The following is a 21,808-nucleotide window of genomic DNA, read 5'->3' on the forward strand; positions in this document are numbered from 1 at the left end:
TCAGCCTCGCTTCGCTCGGCAGCTCCCTTCCAGGGAGCTTTTATGCTACATCTCGAAGTAGCCGCTCGCTCCCAGGCGGGCATCCGGGTCGAGGAGCATCGCCTTCTCCACCTCGTGGGCGTTGTAGCCGTGACGGTCCTCGCGGAAGCGACGGTTGTCGATCGGCTCGTACAGCGCGGCGCGGCCCATCATGCCTTCCTGCAGGTGGCGCTGGCCCGCGGCGAGTCGCTCGTTGGCCCGCGAGCGCCATTCCTCCAGCGCGTCCGGACTCTCGGTCGCGGCGACGGCGGCCTCGAAGGCGCCGGGATGCACGAGGGCGACGAAGCCGGAGACGTGGCCGAAGCCGAGCGAGGTCGCCAGCGCGGCCTTGACGGTGCCGCGGGCGCCCAGGTCGAGCGGCTTGCGCAGCCAGACCATCAGGTCGTCACCGGCGAGCTTCGGGTCGACGCATTCGAGCGACGCGTTGGCCGGAACCACGCCGCTCTTGAACAGCTGCGTGATGCCGTTGACCTGGAAGATCGCGGCGCCGCCCTTCGCGTGGCCGGTCAGCGTCTTCTGCGAGATGACGAACAGCGGGTTGCCGTCGGAGCGCCCGATCGCGTGGGCGAGCGTGTTGTGCAGCTCGGATTCGTTCGGATCGTTGGCGTTCGTGGACGTGTCGTGCTTGGAGACGACGGCGATATCGTCGGCCGAAACGCCGAGCCGGGCCAGGTCGCGAACCAGCTTCGACGACTTGCCGCCCATGCCGGCCGCGAGCGCGCCGAGTCCCGGAGCCGGGATCGACGTGTGCGCACCGTCGGCGTACGAGTGCACGAAGCCGACGACGCCGGCGACCGGCAGGCCCATCTTCAGCGCGATGTCGCCGCGCGTCAGCAGGACGGTGCCGCCGCCCTGCGACTCGACGAAGCCGCCGCGGCGACGGTCGTTGGCGCGCGAGAAGAACCGCGCGTCGATGCCCTTGCCGTACATCTCCTCGGAGTTGGCGGTGGCGTTCATGTTGCCGAAGCCGATCACCGATTCCACGCCAATGTCGTCGATCGCGCCGGTGACGACGAAGTCGGCCTTGCCGAGCGCAATCTTGTCGACGCCTTCCTCGAGCGAGACGGCGGCGGTCGCGCAGGCGGACACCGGCTGGATCATGTTGCCGTAGCCGCCGATGTAGCTCTGCATGACGTGCGCGGCGACGACGTTCGGCAGCGCCTCCTGCAGAATGTCGGTCGGGATCTCGTGGTTGAGGAACCGGTCGAGGTACAGCTTGCGCATCGACGACATGCCGCCGAAGCCGGTGCCCTGCGTCGACGCGACCATCGACGGGTGGACGGCCTCCAGGATCTCCGCCGGCGTGAAGCCCGCGGACAGGTACGCGTCGACGGTCGTCACGATGTTCCACAGCGCGATTTCGTCGACGTCGCCGACCATCGACGCCGGGATACCCCAGCGGGTCGGGTCGAAGCCGTCGGGGAACTGGCCGCCGACGGTGCGGGTCATCGCGGCACGGCGCGGCACGCGGATCATCGAGCCGGCGTGACGGGTGACGAGCCACTCGCCGGTTTCCGTATCCTCCGCGACGGAAGTGTGCTCCTCGTCCATCATGACGTATTCATCGGCGGCGGCCTTCGTCGGGACGGAGAAGGTGACGTCGTGGTCGAGATAGACTTCGGCTTCCTCCTCGTCGGTGCCGTCGCGGTAGTCGGATCCCATGCCGGTTTCGAACGGCCGGACGCCGGAGCGGGCCACGACGTCGTCGTGGTAGCGCTCGGCGATGTCTTCTTCCGGCACCAGGTTGCCGTCAACGTCGTACCAGCCCGGCTTCGGAGAATCCTGCCAGGTGACCAGTCCCATGTTCCACGCGAGTTCCAGCACGGCGCCGGCAGACAGCTTGCACGATCCGTCCGGTTCGATGCCCAGCTCGGCCTCGAAGCGGGTGCGACCCGAGCCCCACGGTCCGAGCTCGCCGATCGAGACGATGACGATCTCGTCCTCCGGACGGGCGGTGACGCCGGTCCACTCATCGAGGTTCACGGCCGCCTGCGCCGGCACATGCGGCGTAGGCAGCGCCTTGATGGCGACATCGGCGTGTGCCGCGCGTGCCGCGGACGCCTCCGTAACTCCCTCTTCTTCAGGGATCGGCGAGGCGAAGCCGAGCCGGTGGGAGTTCGCAAGGCCGCTGGTACGCGACGTACCCTCACCTTCCAGCCCGGTGGCGAACTCCCCCCGCTTCGCCTGCGGCTCAGCGACCCCCTCCAAGGAAGGGGTCAGGGAGGCCGCGGCGGCGTCCGCTTCCGCCTCCGCACGGAGGGCCTTGATGTCGATCGGGGAATCGCCCAGTCCGCCGGTAAGGTCTGCGTCGATCGGACCGTGCTCGGCGGCCTGGCGGCGTGCGTCCTCGGTGGCGAGCTTGAGCAGCTCGGCCGCGATCTCCTCGGTGGAGTACGTGCGCAGGCCGTGGCGTTCGACGACCTCGACGAGCGGATCGTTGCCGCCCATCAGGCCGGTGCCGCGCACCCAGCCGATCCTCGGGTGGGCGAACGTGACGCGATCCGACCAGTCCTTCTCGGCGTGGGCGCGGTTGACGATCGCGTCGAACGCCGACTTGACTTCGCCGTACGCGCCGTCGCCGCCGAAGATGCCGCGGTTCGGCGAGCCCGGCAGCACGACGTGCAGCCGGTGCTGGACGTGCGTGTTCTCGCCGATCTTCGCAAGGCCGGCGATCGCGCGCTCGACGCCCCAGAGCATCAGGCGCGCCTGCGACTCGAACAGCTCGCCGGAGTCGGCCATCGTGCCGTGGACCGGCGGCGCGGCGAACGGGAAGAACAGCGTCGGCTCGTACGCCGGCTTGAGCACCGTCGTCGTCGCGCCGGACGTCTTCTTCTGTTCCGATCCGACCCACTCGACAAGCGCGTCGACATCGCGGTAGCTCGACAGGTTCGCCGGCACGAGCCACAGCCTGGCGTCGGCCGTCGCGTGCGTGCGGTACGCCTGCTGCGCCCACCGCTTCATCGACGGCTTGAACGAATGCGACGTCGCGATGACGGTCGCGCCGCCCGCAAGCAGTCCGCAGACCACCTGCGCCGCAATGGAGTTCGGCGCCACGCCGGTGACCACCGCGACCACGCCGCGGAAGTCAGCTGATCCATTGGCGCCCGCTGCCGCGGGCGCGTCGACCCTCAGGCTCGCTTCGCTCGCCAGCTCCCTTCCAGGGAGCTTGTTTCCGGTTGCGTTCGCCGAACCGCTCGCGTTACCGTCCGAGCTCCCTGGAAGGGAGCTGTCAGCCGAAGGCTGACTGAGGGTCGACGCGGCGGCGTCAGCCGCCGCCAGCGGACCAGCTGCTTCGCGGGCGATGTCCTCGAAGCGGGCGGCCAGAGCTTCCTCGCCATTCTTCGCGGCCAAGCCGGCGTAGTACTTCGCCTGGGCAGCGACGGCGGAACCGGCGCCGGCGAAGCTGCCGCCGAGGGCGGCGAGGTCGCCGTTGAAGTAGGCGCGAGCGAGGTCCTCGCGGGCGGTGGCCCAGCGGTCGTCGAACAGGATCGCCTTGGCGGCGTCGAAACGAGGCGCCACCTGCTGCGGCCAGTCGGAGCCGAGTTCGGCCTCGACGGCGGCGACAATGGCGGACGATTCGTCCTCGTCATCGGCCACGACCGGCGCGGCGACGCCGAGCTGGCCGAGGATGTACTTGGCCGTGTTGGCGAGGATGCCGGTTTCGCCGGTGACCTGCGCCGCGAACGCGTCGAGCGCGGCCGAGTCGACGACGGCACCGCCTGCGGCGCCACCCGCGGAGGCCATCGAGACGGCGACCCCGTTGGCGGCGGCCACCTGCTGGACGGCGGCGTCGATCAGCTCGTTGGCGGCGGAGGCGTTCGACGCGCTCGTCGCCGGCAGCGTCTGCAGGTCGCCGCCGCGGCCGGATGCGTCCTCGCGGGTGCCGAGTACCAGGGCCGCGACGACGTGGTGGGCCCAGTCGACCGACAGGCCCCAGGTTTCCGTCACGCGCTTCTCGATGGCCGGCAGCTTGACGCCGGCGGCGCCGAACATGCCGCGCACGCGGTCGCGGACGATGTCGGACAGGACCGGGCCGAACGCCTTGTAGTTCGGGGCGACCTTGTCGACGAGGGCGGACAGCGCGTCGATCGACGCGTCGGCCGCGCCGTCGACGCTGGCCACGCCGAGCTCGGACGAGATGTCCATCAGCAGCTGGTTGCGCCGCGACGAGACGCCGTTGGTCAGCGTGTCCGTCGTGTCCTGGCCGCCGATCTGGTCCGGACGGACCTTGGCCGCATACGCCAGCAGCATGGCGATGGCGTCGTGGGCCTTGAACGGCAAGTCGCCGGCGGGAGCGCCGGAAGTCGGAGCAGCGGCAGCCTGTGTACCCACCCCCTCTTCAGAGGGGGTCGAAACCGCGGAGCGGTTTCGGGGGGAGTCCGCGGCGCCAGCCGCGGAACCAGCCTTGTTGGAACCGTCACCTTCCAGCGGGGACTCCCCCCGCTTCGCCTGCGGCTCAGCGACCCCCTCTGAAGAGGGGGTTGGCACGACTTCGGTTTCCTCAAAGTCGTCCTCGTCCACCAGCGAGTCGGAGTCGGTCATGTAGACGCGGGCTTCGTCGCGGCCGACGTTGTAGACGGTCACGTTGCGGCCGGCGAATTCCGGCAGGCGCAGCGTCTTCGTGCCGAGGTTCGCCAGGGTCGGGCTGTTGCCGAGGCCGACCTCGACGTATTCCTCGACGCCGAGGCCGCCCTGGGCGCGGTCGCCGAACAGCAGCGCCTGCGTCTCGATCCAGCGGACCGGCGAGGCGAACTGCCACGACAGCAGCTCGGTGAGCAGCAGGCGGCCGAGCTTCTGGTCATCGGCGGCGTAGGCGTCCCAGACGGACGAATCGTTCAGCGCTTCGGAGATCCTGCGCGACGGCACGACGTCGAGAATCTTCCGCGCGAATTCTTTCGTCATCTCGAACGGCACGGCGACGAGGTTCGGAATGTAGCGTCCCTCCAGCGCGCCGCGGTAGTCGATGTACTGCGGCAGCAGCGCGTCGAGCTTGTCGCGGAACTCCTCGACGCCCTTGCGCAGCAGCGTCGAGTGGAACGGCACGTCGATGCCCGGCACAAGCATGAACGCCTTCTTGCCGCCGTATTCGGCAACGCGGCGGTCGGAGTCGGCGGCGAGCGCCTTGAGGCCGGCGATCGTGCCGGCGATGGCGTACTGCTGGCCGGCGAGGTTGTAGTTGACGATCTCGAGGAACTCGCCGGACGCCTCGGCCACCGACGCGACGTACTCCTTGACGTGCGCGTCGTCGACGCCGAACTGGTTCGGACGGAGGGCGCCCATGCGGTAGTTCGAACGGCCCTGCTCGTCGCGGTCGATGAGGTGGTGCATCGTCGAGCCACGGTGGAAGACGAGCTCCAGCACCGTCTCGAGCGGAATGACGCGGCCGAACGAGCTCAGCGCGTTGTATTCGCCGAGCGAGTGGCCGGCGAAGTAGGCCGGCGTGATGTCGGCGCCGGCTTCGCGCAGGCGGGCGGTCTGCGCGAACGCGACCGTCGCGAGCGCCACCTGCGTGAACTGCGTCAGGTTGAGCAGGCCTTCCGGGTGGCGGTAGGTCACGCCGTTGGCAGTCAGTTCGGTCGGGTTATCGCGGACGACGGCGAGGATGGAGAAGCCGAGCTTGTCGCGGGTGAGCTTGTCGGCGCGCTCCCACACGTCGCGGGCGGCCGGCGACTGGGCGCGCTCGTCCAGCACCATGCCCTGCTGCTGGATGCCCTGGCCCGGGTAGACGAACGCGGAGATGGGGGCGCGGGTGATCGCTGTTGCACGGGACACGATGTTGCCGTCGATGCGGCAGGTGACCTCGAGCACCAGTCCGCCGTGGGCCACGCGGCCGATGCGCTCGACCGAGATGTCCACGACGTCGTCGAGCTGCACCATGCCGTACATGTTGTAGGTCCAGCCTTCGATCTCGTAGTGCATGCCCTTGTCGTCCATCGCCTGCACGGCGTGCTGGGCGGTGGCGGACAGCCACATGCCGTGGACGAGCGGCTGGAACAGGCCGGAAATCGCGGCGCCGCGGGCCGACGTGTGGATCGGATTGAAGTCGCCGGACGTGCGGGCGAACGCCGTCATCTCGTGCGGCGCGGCGACGCGGACACGGCGGATGAGGCGGCGCGGCGTCGAGACGATCTCGACCGGCTCGCCGGCTTCCCGCTTGAATTCGACGACGTCGCCGTAGTCGGCGGCCGGCGCCGGAAGTTCCTTCGAGTACGCGCGGCCGCGGATCGCGAAGCGTTCGGTCTCGCGGGCCAGCAGCGTGCCGTCGGCGGCGCGGTGTTCCACGTGAATCGTGACGACTCGTCCGGAAGCCGACTCGAAGTACGGTTCGGCCCAACTCGTCAGGGCGACGGTCTCGCCGACGTGGGCGAGCAGCTCGTCGTCGTCGACTTCCAGCTCGATCAGGTGGTCGAGGTGGACGGCGTTGAGCAGTCCCTCGATGACCGGATAGCCGTCGACGTACACGGAGCCGAGCGCCGCGTAGATCGCCGGCCATGCCGGGCCGACGAGGGCGTCGGGCACGATGCGCGCGTCGATGAGCTCGCCGTTCTTCGCGACCTGCGAGATCGCGCGGCCGGTCGCGGCTTCGTGGTCGGCGCCGAGGTTGGCGGACAGCGTGTACGATGCATGCGCCACGCCGAACGGGAACGCTTCGGTGTCGCCCGTCAGGTCGATTTCCGGCATCGCCGTCAGCTTGTCGCCGGTGATGGCCGTGTTGCCGATGCCGGCCGTGTCCGCCAGCATGCGGCAGACGTGTTCGGGCAGGCGCTCGCGGTCGACGACCGGCACGAATCCGGTCGGGTCTTCCGCGACATTGAGCGGAATGACGATGTCGCGCACGGCGTGCTTCGACGTGCCGCCGTCCGGATCGTTGTCCCAGAATGTGTCGAGATGGATGTCGAGGTCGAACTTGAGCGGATCGTCGTCGACGGTCTTGAGCTCGTAGTTCGTCTCGTCGTCCCCGGAACCGTAGGCCGGGTTGTCCATCAGGTGCCCCACCCACGAAATATGCGGCGACTTGCGGATGAAGTCGGCCGGGTCCTTCGCGTCGCCGAGCATGGCGAACGCAACTTCCCTGACCCCCTCTTCAGAGGGGGTCGAAACCGCGGAGCGGTTTCGGGGGGAGTCCGTGGCGACAGCCGCGGAACCGGCCTGGTCAGAAGCGTCACCTTCCAGCGGGGACTCCCCCCGGCTCGGCTTCGCTTCGCCGACCCCCTCTGAAGAGGGGGTCAGGGAGGCGCGATTCACCATCGCGGCCTCGAACCGGCCGAGGATGTCGGCGACGGGCTCGTCGACGGTCGTGATGCCGGCGACGGAGATCGGGCCGGGGATGATGCGGACGGAATCGGCGGAATAGCGGGGATCCTCGGACTGCCAGAGCTGGTCCTGGCCCCACCAGCGCAGCAGGTCGTGGTCGATGGCCGGGACGAACGGCATCGGCTTCGGGTATTCGCGGACGAGCGTCGTGAACCACGCCTCGTCGACCGGGACGATCTTCAGCTCGTCCACGACGGGATACGTCGCGCGCAGGAGAGCGATCGCGGCGGACGGATCGTGCTCGACGTCCTCGCGACGGCCGAACAGCGGCGTGAACTCGCCCGACTCCTGGTCGACGACGCGAGCCTCGATGCGCTGCAGCAGGTGCAGGAAGCGATCGGCGTACGTCTCGTCGACCCACGGGAACGCGAGCTCGGCGAACCGGTCGGCCCACTGGCCGTACGTCATGTCGGCGAGGTCGCCGAAGTACGGCTTCGCGGTGGCGTTCAGGGCCTCGATGATCTCGTCGCGGCGCGCCTCGAGTTCTTCCGGATGCTTCATGACGTGGACGAGCAGGCGGCCGCAGCGAGCCGACGAGTTCTCGAGTTCGTAGATGTCGGCGTGCAGGTGCGACAGGCCGGACGCGACGCCGCCGACGGAACCGAGCGCCGGCACCCAGCGCTCGCCGAGCGGCGCGAAGACGTCGACTTCCTCGACCCCTTCTTCAGAGGGGGTCGAAACCGCGGAGCGGTTTCGGGGGGAGTTCGCGGCGCCAGCCGCGTCCGAGCCGAAGCCCTGCGTCTCGACGAGGAGCTGCTTGACTTCCGGCGACGTGTGCGCTTCCTTCGCCGTCATGACGGCGGTGCCGACGAGGACGCCGTCGACCGGCATCGCCGGACGGTCGTAGGCGCGCGCCCACTCGCCGGAGATGTAGTCGGCCGCGCGTTCCGGCGTGCCGATGCCGCCGCCGGCGACGAGGACGAGGTTGTCCTGCTCGCGCACGTCGGCGTACGTCGTCAGCAGCAGGTCGTCGAGCGACTCCCAGCTGTGGTGGCCGCCGGCGGAGCCGCCCTCGACCTGCATCAGGATCGTCGTCGGCGCGACGGCCCTGGCGATCCGGACGACCTGCCGGATCTGCTCGACGGTGCCGGGCTTGAACGCGACGTACGGGAAGCCGTCGTCGTTGAGCTGCCTGATGAGATCCCGGGCCTCGTCGAGCTCGGGGATGCCGGCGGAGACGACGACGCCGTCGATCGGCGCGCCGGACTCGCGCTTCTTCGACACGATCCGTTGCGAGCCGAACTGCAGGTTCCACAGGTAGCGATCCATGAACATCGCGTTGAACTCGATCGTGCGGCCTTCTTCCAGCTGCTCCTCGAGCGCGTCCATGTGACGGTCGAACACGTCGGCCGTGACCTGGCCGCCTCCGGCCAGCTCGGCCCAGTAGCCGGCGTTGGCCGCCGCGGCGACGAGCTCCGGCTCGACCGTCGTCGGCGTCATGCCCGCCAGCAGCACCGGCGGCTTGCCGGTCAGGCGCGTGAACTTGGTGTCCAGCTTGCGTCCCGCCGGCGTCTCGATGACGCGCGGCGCGAACCGCGACCAGTCCTGCAGCTTGGTGAGCTGCTTCGCCCCGACTCCCTCTTCAGAGGGGGTCGAAATTCCGAAGGAATTTCGGGGGGAGTCCGCGGCGCCAGCCGCGGAAACGGCTTTGTCGGTAATGTCGCCTTCCAGCGGGGACTCCCCCCGGCTCGGCTTCGCTTCGCCGACCCCCTCTGAAGAAGGGGTGGAATAGTGCGCGCGCGACTCGAAGTTGGCGGCGGTGTTCGCCGGCTCGGTGGCGACCGCGAGCGCGGCGCGGTTCTTGCTCGTCGTGGCATCGGCGAGGCCGATGCCGGTGCCTTCGGCGACCGTCGATACGAGCTTGGAGAGCGTGGCGGACGGGCCGAGGTCGACGAGCCAGAGGTCGCCCAGCGGCGAGGACGCGGCGTTGCCGGACGAATCGTCCGACTTCTCGACGTCGGCGAGCAGCGAGCGCACCTGGGCGTCCCAGTCGACCTGGTTGACGAGGACTTCGGAGGCGAGGACGCGGGCGCGGTCGGTGTCGAGGCCGCAGGCGGCGGCCCACATGACGGTCTGCTCGACGGCCGGTTCCATCAGCGGGCTGTGGAACGGCAGCGTGACCTCGAGGTATTCGAGCGTCGGGTCGAAGACCGAGCCGCCGCGGACCTTGTCGGCGCGCAGCTGGGCCTGGTGCTTGTGTTCCTTCGTGGCCTCGACGGCGAACGCGGCGAGGTCCTGCGGGTAGCCGGACAGCACGACGTGCGTCGGCGAGTTGACGACGGCAACCGAGATCGGGCCGCGCGGCTTGTCGACACGGTCGATCAGCGCGGCGACCTGCGCCGGCGTGGCGCCCTTGACGGAGAGCATCGGCGTGGCGTCGCCGACCTTCGCGACGAGGCCGAGATTGCGCGCCTCGCGCGTGCCGGCCGCGCCGATGAGCTGCGCGATCGCGAGGATGTCGGCGATCCTCTCGACCCCCTCTTCAGAGGGGGTCGGCGAGCCGGAGGCGAGCCGGGGGGAGTCCCCGGCCACGCTGGTACCGTCACCTTCCAGCGGAGACTCCCCCCGCTTCGACTTCGCTTCGCTCGTCTCAGCGACCTCCTCTGAAGAGGGGGTCTGGGAGGCGTCGATCAGTTCCTGCGCCATGTGGACGCCGAGGATGCCCTGGGAGTGGCCGAGTAGCGCGGCCGGCCTGGCCGCGGCGATGTCGTAGCCGAGCTCGCGGGCTTCGAGCAGCGCGCCGAGCTGGGCGAGCGCGATGCCCCCGACGGAGACGGTCGCGTCGGCGGCCGCGCCCAGTCGGGCCGGATTCGGCGCGAAGCCGAACAGGTCGACGGCGCGGCCGGTCGTCGCGAGCAGGTCGCCGGCGACCGGCGTGAGCAGCGCGCGGGCGGCATCCGCGTACGAGTGCAGCTGGTCGGCGACCAGCGGATCCTGCAGTTCGTCGGCGAGCGCCGTCGTCCACGGCGTCGACTGTCCCGCGAACATCAGCGCATGCGGACGCTGTGCCAGCGAGTCGAAAAAGAACTTTGGCTGAGCCATGTGAATTTTCCTCACTTCGTATTGCTTCGGTAGTTGGATTTGAACGATTCTTCGGTTTCCGGATGGTTTCCGGGTCTTTGGGTCCCTACAGCGGCTGGTTGCCGTGGTGCTTGCCGGTGCGCTTCACCCTCCGCTTGGAGGCGAGCAGACGCAGGGCCTGCTCGAGGACTTCGCGCGTCTGCTCGGGGTCGATCATCGCGTCGATCTCGCCGGTTTCCATCGACAGGTTGGCGTTGACGGTCGTGCGTTCGTATTCGGCGGCGTATTCGGCACGGACGGCGTCGACGTCCTTTCCGGCGTCCTTGGCCTTCTGGATGTCGCGCCGGTGGATGATGTTGACGGCGCCGGTCGCGCCCAGCACGGCGATCTGCGACGACGGCCACGCGTAGTTGAGGTCGGCGCCGATCGCCTTCGAGCCCATGACGATGTACGCGCCGCCGAACGCCTTGCGCACGATGACGGTGACGAGCGGCACCTGCGCGTTGGCGTACGCGTAGATGACCTTGGCGCCGCGCCGGATGATGCCGGCGTGCTCCTGTTCGGCGCCCGGCTTGTATCCGGGCGTGTCGACCAGCGTGACGACCGGCAGGTTGAAGCAGTCGCAGAGGCGGACGAATCGTGCCAGTTTCTCCGACGCGTCGACGTCGAGCGAGCCGGCGTTGACGAGCGGCTGGTTGCCGACGACGCCGACCGGATGGCCGTCGATGCAGGCGAACCCGACGACGACCGAGCCGGCGAACAGCTCGTGCACCTGGACGAACTCGCCGTAGTCGACGACGCAGCGAATGACGTCGGTCATGTCGTACGGCTGCCGGTCGTTGTCCGGCACGATCGTCGCGAGCCTGGCGGCGACTTCGCGGTCGGCGCGCGTGGCCATGTAGGAGTAGGTCGGCGGCTGTTCGCCGGCGTTGCTCGGCAGGTAGGAGAGCACGGTGCGCGCGTAGTCGATCGCGTCGGCCTCGTCCTCGCCGAGGTAGTGGGCCACGCCGCTCGTCGTGTTGTGGACGGTGCCGCCGCCGAGGTCCTCCATCGAGATCGACTCGCCGGTGGTGGACTTGATGACGTCGGGGCCGGTGACGAACATGTTGGAATTCTCGCGCGTCATGATGATGAGGTCGGTCAGCGCCGGGCAGTAGACGGCGCCGCCGGCGCACGGGCCGAGGATCAGCGAGATCTGCGGAATGAAGCCGCTCGCGTCGCACGTCTTCCGGAACAGGTGGCCGTACTGCGTCAGCGCGGCGACGCCTTCCTGGATGCGCGCGCCGCCGGAGTCGATCAGCGCGACGACCGGGATTTTCAGCTCGATCGCGGCGTCCATCAGCCGGCAGATCTTCTTGCCTTCCGCCACGCCGAGCGTGCCGCCCTTGACCGAGAAGTCCTGCGCGTAGACGGCGACCTTGCGGCCGTACACTTCGCCGAAGCCGGTGATGACGGCGGCGCCGGCGACGTTTCCGTTGATGTTGCCGCCGCTGAACCTCCCGATTTCCTCGAACGATCCGGTGTCCAGCAGCAGGTCGAGCCGCTCGCGCGCCGTCAGCTTGCCCTTGACATGCTGCTTGTCGCGCGCCTTCGTCTCGGCGTCGCGCGCGAGCTTCGCCGCCTGGATGACGTTCGCGCGGATCGGCTGGCGATTGTTGTCCTCGAGCGATTCGTCCGTCCCGTCCGGCCCGTGGTCGATGACGGTGGACACTGCCGGTGAAGAAATGATGTCCGTCACTTGGCTTCCCCCTCGTGCTTGTCATTGGACTTCCCGTGAGAAGCGCCGTCCACGTCGAGCGTGAGCAGCGTCTGGCCGGCCTCGACGCCGGTGGCCGGGGAGACGGAGATCTTGCGGACGGTGCCGTTGACCGGGGCGTAGACGTAGTTCTCCATCTTCATGGACTCCAGCACCACCAGCAGGTCCCCCTTCGAGACTTCCTGGCCTTCGGCGACGGTGATGCGGGTGACGAGCGCCTGCATCGGCGACGCGATGACGCCGGAGCGCTCGTCATGGTCGGCGCCGGCGCCGCGGCCCCGGTCGACATGGTGCAGGCCCTGGCCACGCAGCGGCTGCCGGACCGCCGTCGCATGCCGCGCGCGGGCGGCGCCGGTCAGTGTCTCGACGACGTCGGTCGGGATCGTCAGCGCCACGCGCCGGCCGTTCATCTCGATGACGAACTCCTCGGACGACGGCTTCCCGGCGGCCACCAGTCCGGTGGCGCTCCCGGCGGCACCGGCAGTACCGGCGGCGGCCGCGGCACCGCCCGCGAGCGCCGCCGCGCCGGCGCCGGCCAGCGACGCCGGCTGTCCGGCGGCGCCGGACTTCGGTTCGCGGTTCAGGTACTTGCGTTCGAGCCACTTCGTCGAGACGGCGTAGTCGTGCACGATGCCGTTCTCGTCGGCGCCCGCCGTGAAGTCGGGATCGTTGAAGATCGTTTCGTACAGCGGGCACGGCGTCGGCACGCCCTCGATCCTGAGTTCCGCGAGCGCGCGCCGCGCCCGTGCGATCGCGGTCGGGCGGTCCTGCGCCGTGACGATGAGCTTGCCCATCATCGAATCGAACTTCGGGGAGATCGTGTCGCCCTCGACGACGCCGGAGTCGACGCGCACGCCCGGCCCGGACGGCCAGACGATCCTCGTGATCGTGCCGGCCGACGGCACGAGGTTCGTCGCCGGATCCTCCGACGTGATGCGCAGCTCGAAGCTGTGGCCGCGCGACGCGGGGGCCGGCGTCAGCTCGCCGCCGGCGGCAATCGTCAGCTGCTCGCGCACGAGATCCAGTCCGCACACTTCCTCGGAGACGGTGTGCTCGACTTGCAGGCGCGGATTGACCTCGAGGAAGTAGACCTTCCCGGTCTCCGTGACCATGAACTCGCAGGTGCCGAGGCCCACGTACCCGACGGCCTCGAACAGTCGCTGCGAGTATTCGTGCAGGGTCTGCACGGTCGAATCGTTCAGGAATGGCGCCGGCGCCTCCTCGATGAGTTTCTGGTTGCGCCGCTGGACCGAGCAGTCGCGCGTCGAATAGACGGTGAAGTTGCCGTGGGAGTCGCGGCCGCACTGCGTCTCGACGTGGCGGCCATGGTCGATGAACCGTTCGACGAAGTACTCGTCGAGGTCGCCGCCCTGCAGCGCGTCGTGGCTCATGTAGAAGCCGCGCAGTTCGTCGTCGGACTTGACGAGCGTGATGCCGCGACCGCCGCCACCGTCGGTGCGCTTGAGCATCAGCGGATAGCCGTGCGTGTGCGCGAAGTCGAGCAGCACGCGCATGTCGGTCAGCGAGTGGGAAATGCCGGGGACCGGCGGCACCTTCGCGTAGACGGCGACCTTGCGGGCGGAAATCTTGTCGCCGAGGTCGGTGAGCGCCTTCGGGCTCGGCCCGACCCATGTCGCCCCGGCCGCCGCGACCCGCCGCGCGAAGCTCGCGACTTCCGACAGGAATCCGTAGCCGGGGTGGACGGCGTCGGCGCCGCTGCGGCCGAGGATGTCGATGAGCTTGTCTTCGTTGAGATAGGTCTCCGCGTAGGTGTCGCCGCTCAGCAGGTAGGCTTCGTCGGCCATCGCGACATACTGCGCGTGGCGATCCTGCTCGGCGTAGACGACGACGGTCGGGATTCCCATCTCCTTCGCGGTGCGCACCACGCGCAGGGCTATTTCCCCGCGGTTGGCGACCAGCAGTTTGGTGACATGATTAGGCATGGTTCCCACTGTTCTCCGGATCCGCCGCTCCCGCCGACTCGGAAATCACAAAACTTCCGTCTCGCTTTTGTCCAACGTCACAAACCGGGCGACTGGCGCCGCCCGCTAAGCTGGCGAACGTCCGGCGGCGATCGCCGTGCCGTTTCTCTCGTCTTCCTCGGCACGATTCGTCCGTCGCCGCCGGCACCGTTTTCCAGTCAGATTGCCGTTTCCGCGAGATGCGCTCGCGGTCCAAGGAGCATCCATGCCCACGCACAATTCCCATGTCGAGACAACATCTGTCCAGACGGATTCCCGAATCGTTTCCGCCCGCACGCTCGCCGCGCGACTGCTGCCGAAGGCCGTGCCGTCCGTCGTCTTCGCCGGCCTGCTGTGGCTGGCGACGGCCGCCGGCACGATCCCGATCCCCGGCAGCCCGGTCCCGATCACGCTGCAGACGTTCGTCGTCATGCTCGCCGCGCTGACGCTTGACTGGCGTCAAGCCGCCGGCGCCGTCGTGCTGTACCTGTCAATGGGCGCCGCGGGACTGCCGGTCTTCGCCAACGGCGGCTCGACGCTGTCGCTGGTCGGTCCCAGTGCCGGCTTCCTGTTCGGCTTCCTGCCCGCCGTGCTGGTGACGGCCGCCCTCAAGGGCCGCCGGCCGGCTGCCCAGTCCGGTCAGTCCGTCCAGTCGGGCCAGTCCATCCAGTCCGTCCAGTCCGGCCGCGCCCTGCGCACGGTGCTCACGGTCACGCGCTACCTGGTGGCCGCCATCGCCGGCTGCATTGTCGTCGACTACGTGTTCGGCATCCTCGTCCAGGCCTGGCTCACCCGCCTGCCACTGACCACCGTGTTCGCCGCCTCGATGACCTTCGTGCCCGGCGACCTGCTCAAGGCCGTCATCGCCTCGCTGTCCGCTGCCGGCATCCTGAAGCTGACACGTCGTTAATATCGCTTGCGTGGTTTTTGGAAGGACCTAATTCCAGTCCTTCCATTTCACACGCAAACCCCCATGATTCCGCGCATTCCGGAAGGAATCCAGCACAGTCCTTCCATTTCACACGCAAACCCCCATGATTCCGCGCATTCCGGAAGGAATCCAGCACAGTCCTTCCAAACCACGCGTTTACGGGATTGCGCCGCTTACAGCACGCCGACGTCGGCGGTGGTGACGGGCTTGAGTTGGCCGTCGGCCGTGCGGAATTGCAACGACGCATCCGCGTTGAGGCCGACAGCCGTGCCGCGCTCCGCCGAGCCGTCGACGTAATGGACCTCGACTTCGCGCCCGATCGTCCAGCATTCGCCGGCCGTCATGGCATCTTCCGCCACGCCATCCCGGCTCGCGGCTGCTCCTTCCCCCGTCATTCTCCGCAGCAGGCGCGTGACCGTGCCCGGCGTATCCCGGCGGAACTCGTGCAGCAGGTCGTCCAGACGGGTCACGATTCCGGCCGCAATCCGGTCGGTCAGTTCCGCGGTCGCTGCCGCGGAGTCGTGACTGGCGGACGAAGCCTCCAGGAATTTGGCGACGGCCGGCGCGATGAGCTGTAGCGACGTCGACTGCGGCGTCGGCAGCCGGTCGGCCGGAATGGCCAGGTTGAGACCGATGCCGAACACGATCGCGACCATCGGCTCGCCATCCGCCGCGTTGCCCGCGGCAGCCACGCCGTCGAGCGACACCATCTGCGCGAGAATGCCGCCGAGCTTGCGACCTTCACTGGCACCGTTGCCGACGGTCTCGACGGCAAAGATGTCGTTCGGCCACTTGAGCTTCAGTCGCATTCCCTGTTCGATGTCACGAGTCGGTTCCCCGGGAACCGGCTCGTGACATCCGGAAGAGGAAGAGAAAGAGGAGGAAGGGGAGGACGAGCGTGGTTGGGGCGGGAACACACGCAATACTTCCCGCAACGCGTCCACGGTGGCGAGACCGGCGATCATCTGGAGCCAGCCGGCGACGCCCGGGTCGGTCGCCAGCCGTCGCGGCACGGCGGTGACGAACGAGACAATGAACGATTCTCCCGGCCGGCTCTCCCACTTGTGATCGAGCCTGCCGCGCCCCGCCGTCTGTTCGCCGGCGGCAATGACGGCCACGGGCCGGCGTCCGGCCGCATCGTCGGGCCCCGCCTCCACGCGCGAATCGTTCAGGTTTCCGGCGTACTTTCCCGGCAGGACCCTGTTGAGCTCGCCGCTCGCCGCGAGCTGCGCGGCCAGCCGGTTCGTCGAGTCGACCGACGCCAGCCACCGCACGTCCCCCGCCACTTCGCGGGTCAATGGCAACGGCTCGGGCGTCCGGGAAACAGTCATGTCAGGAATACTTACGCCATGATGCCGACGTCGACGGTGCGCAGGACGTGCGGGCCGTCGGACGTTTCCATCGTGATCGACGCGTCGTCGTTCAGCGCGACGATCCGGCCGCCGAGGCGGCTGCCGTCGTCGAGCTGGAACGTGACGACGCGGCCGCGCATCGGGCACAGCCGTTGCGCCTCGTCGTGGAAGCGCACGCGCGCGAAGCTCGGCTCGGCCGACAGCTCGATGAGCCGGACGTTGAGCGCACGCATCGTCTCGGCGACGATTTCGTCGCGCAGCCGCTCGAACGCCGGTAGCTTGCCGACGTGCATGCGCAGCGACGTCGCCTGCGGCGTCGGCAGGTAGTCGGCGCGGACGGTCAGGTTCGCGCCGAACGAATAGACGATCGCCGTATGGCCGGGCACGCCGTCGACCGGCACGGCGTCGACGTTGACGCTGCCGAGCCGCAACCCGTTGAGATAGATGTCGTTCGGCCACTTCAGCGTCAGGCCGCGCAGCCCGTCGGCGCTCGCCGCGCCGCTCGCGCCGACGACGCCGCGAATTGCGTCGATCAGGGCGAGGCAGCCGACCGGCGCGAGCCAGCCACGCAGCGCCGCGTCGTCGACGAGCGCCGTCGGCACGAGCGTGACGAGCGTCATCGACAGCGACTGGCCGGGAATGCTCACCCACCGGCGGCCGAAACGGCCGTGCGGCTCGAGCTCGAAGTCGGCGACGACGGCGCCGATGCCGTGGCCGGAGTTCGCCGTGATCGTCGCGTCGTCAAGCTGCCGCGGGTCGGTAATGGTGCCGAGTTCGCCGCAGGAATCGCCGTCGTACGCCAGCGACCTGACGAACGATTCGTCCGCCAGCAGGCGCCTGGCTTCGCGGTCGGTGGAATCCACGGCGTCGAGCACGCGGACGAACCGCGCGACCGCGCCGCTTTCGGCAAGGCGGGGCTCCATCGCCCGCAACGCCATCAAGTTCTGCAGCTTCATCGCTTCCCTCTCGATAGGTCCAGAGGTGCCGGCCCGCTCCCATAGCCGGTGGCACGCTTCGACAGTCTAGCGAGAACAGTCTAATTCGACTAGGCATGCGACTACATAGTGGTCAAAGGTTTTTCACCATCGGCTTACACCGTCTTTTTCGGCTCCCTTCCAGGGCGCTTTTCCTCATCGCGCCGCGCGTAGCGGTGGCTGTCGCGGTAGAACTGCAGCAGCAGGAAGCCGAAGACGAAGACGAGCGGGAGCATGTGGCGCTCGAAGTTGTTGGCCGGGGCCATCACCATGACACCCATCAGGATCAGCAGTGGCATGTGCCAGGCGAGCGTCCTCCAGCGGCGCAGGACGAGCTCGGCGGCACCGACGAGCAACGTCAGCGTCACGTAGAAGTTGCCGTGCACGTACCATCCGAGCACCGGAATCCTGCTCCAGCTGAACACCGAGCCGGCGACCGTGTCGCGCCACTCGTGGTTGTAGTCCTTGATCCACGTGCTCGACCCCTGCACGTAGTCGTTGTTGACGTAGTAGGTCATCTCGACGTACGGCGGATCGAAGATGTCGAAGTAGCCGTAGCATTCCATGAAGAACGCGTCGATGGCGACGCGCGGGCTCGCCTCGACGATCTCGAGCCACGCCGAGTTGAACTGCTTCATGTCCTCGGCCGTGACGGTGCGCCACTTGTAGCTCACCTTCTTCGACTGGATGCCGGACGACTTGACCGGATCGGCGTCCTGTCGCGAGTACGCCTCGGCCATCTGGTCGAGGTTGAAGATCGGCTCGAGCTTGTCGCGGGCGGACTGCGGGATGGATTCCGGATCGTACTTCGCCACGCGCGCGATCATCTGGATCTGCACGCCCTTGCTCTCGATCGGGTCGCCGTCGATGATCTTGCCGGTCGCGACGAGCGCCATCGTGCCGCCGTGGATGACGATGACGGGCAGCAGCATTGTCGCCAGGTAGAACTTCCAGCGGCGACGGTCGGCGAGGATGGCGAGCACGATCTGCGCGACGAGAATGTACCACGCGTATTTCGCCGAAATGAGCATGACGCACACCGACAGCACCATCGCAACGACGGTCGACCTGCGCACCCGCTCCGGGGACTCCCCCCGCTTCGTCATCGGCTCGGCGACCCCCTCTTCAGAGGGGGTCGAAACCGCGGAGCGGTTTCGGGGGGAGTAACCAGTCCTGTCCCGCTTCCGCTTGGGTTTCGTCGTCATGTACATCTCGTACAGGCAGCCGAACCACCACACGAAGCCGAACGCGAACAGCGGGCTCTTCGTGATCGAGATCGTCGAGAACAGCACGAGCGGGCACGTCAGGAAGAACAGCACGATGAGGAATCGCGCGATCGCCTTCGCGGGCCGGTTGCCGCGGTCGGCGGCTCCCGTTGCGCAGGCCGCCGCGCAAGCGCCCGTGCCGGTCGCCATCCGCACGCCCCGCTCCGGGTGCGCGAAGTCGACCTGCGTCCAGCCGGCGCCGAGCTCGGGCCGGCGGAATCGGTCACGTGAAACACAGGTACCGCGCGAATCGTGCGAATCGTTCAATGCTTTTCGGCGCACCCACGGCACGTTGAAGAACCGGTTCGCGCACGACGCGACGGCGAACGTCGCGAACAGCCACTGCAGCGCCGACAGCGTGACGTAGCCGGCGTCGTTCGAGCCGGTGAAGTAGCGGGAAATCGCGGCGACGGCGCCGTAGAACACCGTCAGCACGATGTTGTGCTGGTCGGTCAGGTAGGTCGTCGTGCTCGGCCACAGGTAGTGCGCCGTCGGATAGATGTCCATCGGGACGAACGAGAAGAACCCGATGTACGGCTCCTTGATCCCGATCCACTGGTTCCATGCCCAGCTGAACTCGCGCGCCTGCGAGTTGATGTCGGCGCCGTACGCCGTCAGCAGCGTCGCCGGCACCCACAGCCAGCCGATCAGGAAAATCAGCCACAGCTTCCACCACCGGTCGGTCGCCTTCGTCACGATCCTCGCGCACGCCGCCGCGAACTTGCGCAGCCGGGGGTGCGGCTGCGCGAGCTTCGCCGGCATCCTGAGCTTGCCGGACAGCAGCTTGCGCACATATTCGGCACGATTCGCCCGGCCGGACGCCTTCCCGGCCTTCCCGGCGTTGCCGGCGCTGTCCGCGGCGTCCGCAGTGACCGCTCCCCCGGTCCTGTCGGCCATCCGTCGTGCCGGCCGCAAGCCCAGCCAGCGCAGCCCGAGCACGATCCCGAACGTCACGGCGAACGCCGCGATGAAGATCAGCACGTTCTTGACGCCGAATGCCGCGAGACCGACGTCCGAGCGCATGATCGGGCCGATGCACGTGCACCACGAGATCCACAGGCATGCGAGCACCGCCACGCCCCAGCGAAACACCGACCCGGCGCGCTCGCGCCCGCGGTGCACCGGCGCCGAGGCCGCTGCGCTGTCGCCGGACATGGAGGCACGGTTGTCGGAAGAGCTGGGGGAACTAGTCATAGGAAGCGATTCTAGCCGGAGCGCCGAATGAGCTGTCCTCGCCCGATGTCACGAATCTTTTTGCCGTCGCCAACCCCCACAAAACCTACGCTTCCGTACTTCCTCCTTCTCAAGGAAGCTGGATAGACTGGGCGCATGGATTCTGATCAAGGTGACGTTCTGGACTTGCTCGGCGGCCGCACCGACGATGCGACGATCGAGCGGCTGGCGTTCGAGTGCCTCGTGCACGGGCTGGCCGACGACCGCATCGTGTCGCTGATGAACATCCTCGGCTGGCTCGGCGACTTCGACTGCTTCGCCGTCGGCGGCGAGCCGGCCGGCGGCAATCCGGCCGCCGCGCTCGCCGCCCTCCGCCGCGTCGTCGCCGATCTCGGCGGTCGCCGCGTCGTGTTCGGCGTGTACGGCACGTTCGTCATCGCCGCCATCCGCGCGAACGCCACCGTCACGCCGGAAGCGACCTGCGCGGCGCTGCTGGACGCCGGCGTCTTCGCCGACGCGTCGCCCGTCTACCTGTCGACGATGCGCTCGAACGTCCCCGGCGCCGTCCAGGCCGTCCGCGAGACATTGTTCTCGCTGCAGGCCGCGCCGGCGCTGCCGTCCCCCGAGCGCCCGATCCGCGGCGACGAGCTGCTGCCGGAGCGCGCGCTGCTCGGCGACGATTACGCCCGCGAGGAGCTCTACTACAACGTCTACGCGGTCCTGCGCGGCGAGTCGGACGACGATCCGACCTACCTGACCGTCTCCACGTTTCTCAACCACGGCGGCTCGCTCGAGGCGACCGCCCGCGACCTCAACGTCCACCCGAACACGGTCCGCTATCGCCTGAAGCGCGCCGCCGAGACGATCGGCTGGGACGCCACCGATCCGCGGGACGCCTTCGTCCTCGCCACCGCCATCGCCATCGGCCGCATGCGGGACCGGTAACATCACGTAACATCACGGCAAGGAGCGCCCTGGAAGGGAGCTGCCGAGCGTAGCGAGGCTGAGGGTCGACCGCCGACGTCGCCGAAGGCGACGAGAGCGCGCTGGAACGCAATCTTGCCCAAAAACAACACCAACGAAAAAACTTCCGGCCCCGCAGGAAACCCTGCGGGGCCGGAAGCGATGTGTGCATGAAGTAGCCGAAGCCACTTACGCCACCGATTATATGCCGTTCGCACTCCGCGCCGGTTCGCCCAGAAGCGTATTGACCGCGGGCCCAGAAACCATGAGGCGGGCGGCGTTCCGCATCTTAAGGAAGCGAGGGCGCGCAGGGGGACGCGGCATCAATCGGTAGCCAGCATCAAGCCGGCGATCAGATGGCGGCGGTGTCGACCGGGATGCCCGGCTCCATCGTGGCGGTGATCGTGGCCTTCGTGATGTAGCGACCCTTGACCGTCGACGGCTTCAGGCGCTTGATCTCGTCGGCAACGGCGCGGAAGTTCTCGTCGAGAGCTTCGGCAGTGAACGAGAGCTTGCCGAACAGGAAGCTCAGGTTGCCGTTCTTGTCGACGCGGAAGTCGACCTTGCCGCCCTTGATGTCCTTGACGGCCTTGGTGACGTCCATGGTCACCGTGCCGGTCTTCGGGTTCGGCATCAGGCCACGCGGACCGAGGACGCGGCCGAGACGACCGACCTTGCCCATCATGTCCGGGGTGGCGACGACGGCGTCGAAGTCGAGGAAGCCGTCGGCGACCTTCTGGACGAGATCGTCGTCACCGACGATGTCGGCGCCGGCCTCGAGGGCCTCGGTGGCCTTCGGGCCACGGGCGAAGACGAGGACCTTGGCGGTCTTGCCGGTACCGTTCGGCAGGTTGACCGAGCCACGGATGAGCTGGTCGGCCTTGCGCGGGTCGACGTTGAGGCGCAGGACGGCCTCGACCGACTGGTCGAAGTTGAACGTCGGCAGCGTCTTCAGCAGCGCGATGGCCTCTTCCGGCGTGTACAGGTTGTTACGGTCGATGCGCTCGGCCGCTTCGCGATACTTCTTGGAGTGCTTAGCCATTTGTCTTCTATCCTCTC

Annotated in this window: 9 protein-coding genes; 2 read left to right on the plus strand and 7 right to left on the minus strand. The window is 68.3% G+C overall.

All coding sequences use genetic code 11. The features are described 5' to 3' along the window. Positions 1–45 precede the first annotated feature (45 nt). From F6S87_RS08925 to F6S87_RS03620, 3 genes are all read right to left on the minus strand, one after another. On the minus strand, positions 46–10,395 hold the full coding sequence (locus F6S87_RS08925; protein WP_231129315.1) for a type I polyketide synthase: 10,350 nt from the start codon (positions 10,393–10,395) through the stop codon (positions 46–48). Between the two features lie 85 nt (positions 10,396–10,480). Next, on the minus strand, positions 10,481–12,073 hold the full coding sequence (locus tag F6S87_RS03615) for an acyl-CoA carboxylase subunit beta (RefSeq protein WP_407925109.1): 1,593 nt from the start codon (positions 12,071–12,073) through the stop codon (positions 10,481–10,483). Positions 12,074–12,108: 35 nt separating this feature from the next. Continuing rightward, positions 12,109–14,073 carry an ATP-binding protein gene (locus F6S87_RS03620; RefSeq protein ID WP_163227249.1) on the minus strand — a complete coding sequence of 655 codons (1,965 nt, stop codon included), beginning with the start codon at positions 14,071–14,073 and terminating at the stop codon, positions 12,109–12,111. A gap of 244 nt (positions 14,074–14,317) precedes the next feature. Between F6S87_RS03620 and F6S87_RS03625 the strand changes: the two genes are divergently transcribed. Further along, complete coding sequence (locus tag F6S87_RS03625; RefSeq protein ID WP_163227250.1) at positions 14,318–15,001, plus strand: biotin transporter BioY; 684 nt, start codon at positions 14,318–14,320, stop codon at positions 14,999–15,001. Positions 15,002–15,195: 194 nt separating this feature from the next. Here the strand turns inward: F6S87_RS03625 and F6S87_RS03630 are convergent, their stop codons facing one another. The 3 genes from F6S87_RS03630 to F6S87_RS08700 all read right to left on the minus strand — a co-directional run bounded on the left by F6S87_RS03630 (position 15,196) and on the right by F6S87_RS08700 (position 19,807). Beyond that, positions 15,196–16,353, minus strand: coding sequence for a biotin--[acetyl-CoA-carboxylase] ligase (locus tag F6S87_RS03630; protein ID WP_231129316.1), 1,158 nt, complete (start codon positions 16,351–16,353; stop codon positions 15,196–15,198). Between the two features lie 11 nt (positions 16,354–16,364). Next, on the minus strand, positions 16,365–17,330 hold the full coding sequence (locus F6S87_RS03635) for a biotin--[acetyl-CoA-carboxylase] ligase (RefSeq protein ID WP_163227251.1): 966 nt from the start codon (positions 17,328–17,330) through the stop codon (positions 16,365–16,367). Positions 17,331–17,464: 134 nt separating this feature from the next. Beyond that, a complete protein-coding gene (locus tag F6S87_RS08700; protein ID WP_231129317.1) occupies positions 17,465–19,807 on the minus strand; it encodes a DUF6020 family protein in 2,343 nt (780 codons plus the stop codon). A 135-nt stretch (positions 19,808–19,942) separates the two neighbouring features. Here F6S87_RS08700 and F6S87_RS03650 point away from each other — a divergent pair, with 135 nt between their 5' ends. Further along, the gene (locus tag F6S87_RS03650) at positions 19,943–20,731 is read left to right on the plus strand and encodes a PucR family transcriptional regulator (RefSeq protein ID WP_163227252.1); all 789 of its coding nucleotides are present in this window, start codon (positions 19,943–19,945) and stop codon (positions 20,729–20,731) included. A 370-nt stretch (positions 20,732–21,101) separates the two neighbouring features. Here F6S87_RS03650 and rplA read toward each other — a convergent pair whose 3' ends face one another. Further along, positions 21,102–21,791, minus strand: coding sequence for a 50S ribosomal protein L1 (rplA, locus tag F6S87_RS03655; RefSeq protein ID WP_163227253.1), 690 nt, complete (start codon positions 21,789–21,791; stop codon positions 21,102–21,104). Positions 21,792–21,808: the final 17 nt, after the last annotated feature.

It is taken from the genome of Bifidobacterium choloepi (assembly GCF_010667615.1).
Taxonomy (GTDB): domain Bacteria; phylum Actinomycetota; class Actinomycetes; order Actinomycetales; family Bifidobacteriaceae; genus Bifidobacterium; species Bifidobacterium choloepi.

Coding starts and splice junctions, on each gene's coding strand:
- F6S87_RS03630 (WP_231129316.1), bottom strand. CDS start 16,353: ATGACTGTTTCCCGGACGCCCGAGCCGTTGCCATTGACCCGCGAAGTG.
- F6S87_RS03620 (WP_163227249.1), bottom strand. CDS start 14,073: ATGCCTAATCATGTCACCAAACTGCTGGTCGCCAACCGCGGGGAAATA.
- F6S87_RS08700 (WP_231129317.1), bottom strand. CDS start 19,807: ATGACTAGTTCCCCCAGCTCTTCCGACAACCGTGCCTCCATGTCCGGC.
- F6S87_RS03635 (WP_163227251.1), bottom strand. CDS start 17,330: ATGAAGCTGCAGAACTTGATGGCGTTGCGGGCGATGGAGCCCCGCCTT.
- F6S87_RS03625 (WP_163227250.1), top strand. CDS start 14,318: ATGCCCACGCACAATTCCCATGTCGAGACAACATCTGTCCAGACGGAT.
- F6S87_RS03650 (WP_163227252.1), top strand. CDS start 19,943: ATGGATTCTGATCAAGGTGACGTTCTGGACTTGCTCGGCGGCCGCACC.
- F6S87_RS08925 (WP_231129315.1), bottom strand. CDS start 10,395: ATGGCTCAGCCAAAGTTCTTTTTCGACTCGCTGGCACAGCGTCCGCAT.
- rplA (WP_163227253.1), bottom strand. CDS start 21,791: ATGGCTAAGCACTCCAAGAAGTATCGCGAAGCGGCCGAGCGCATCGAC.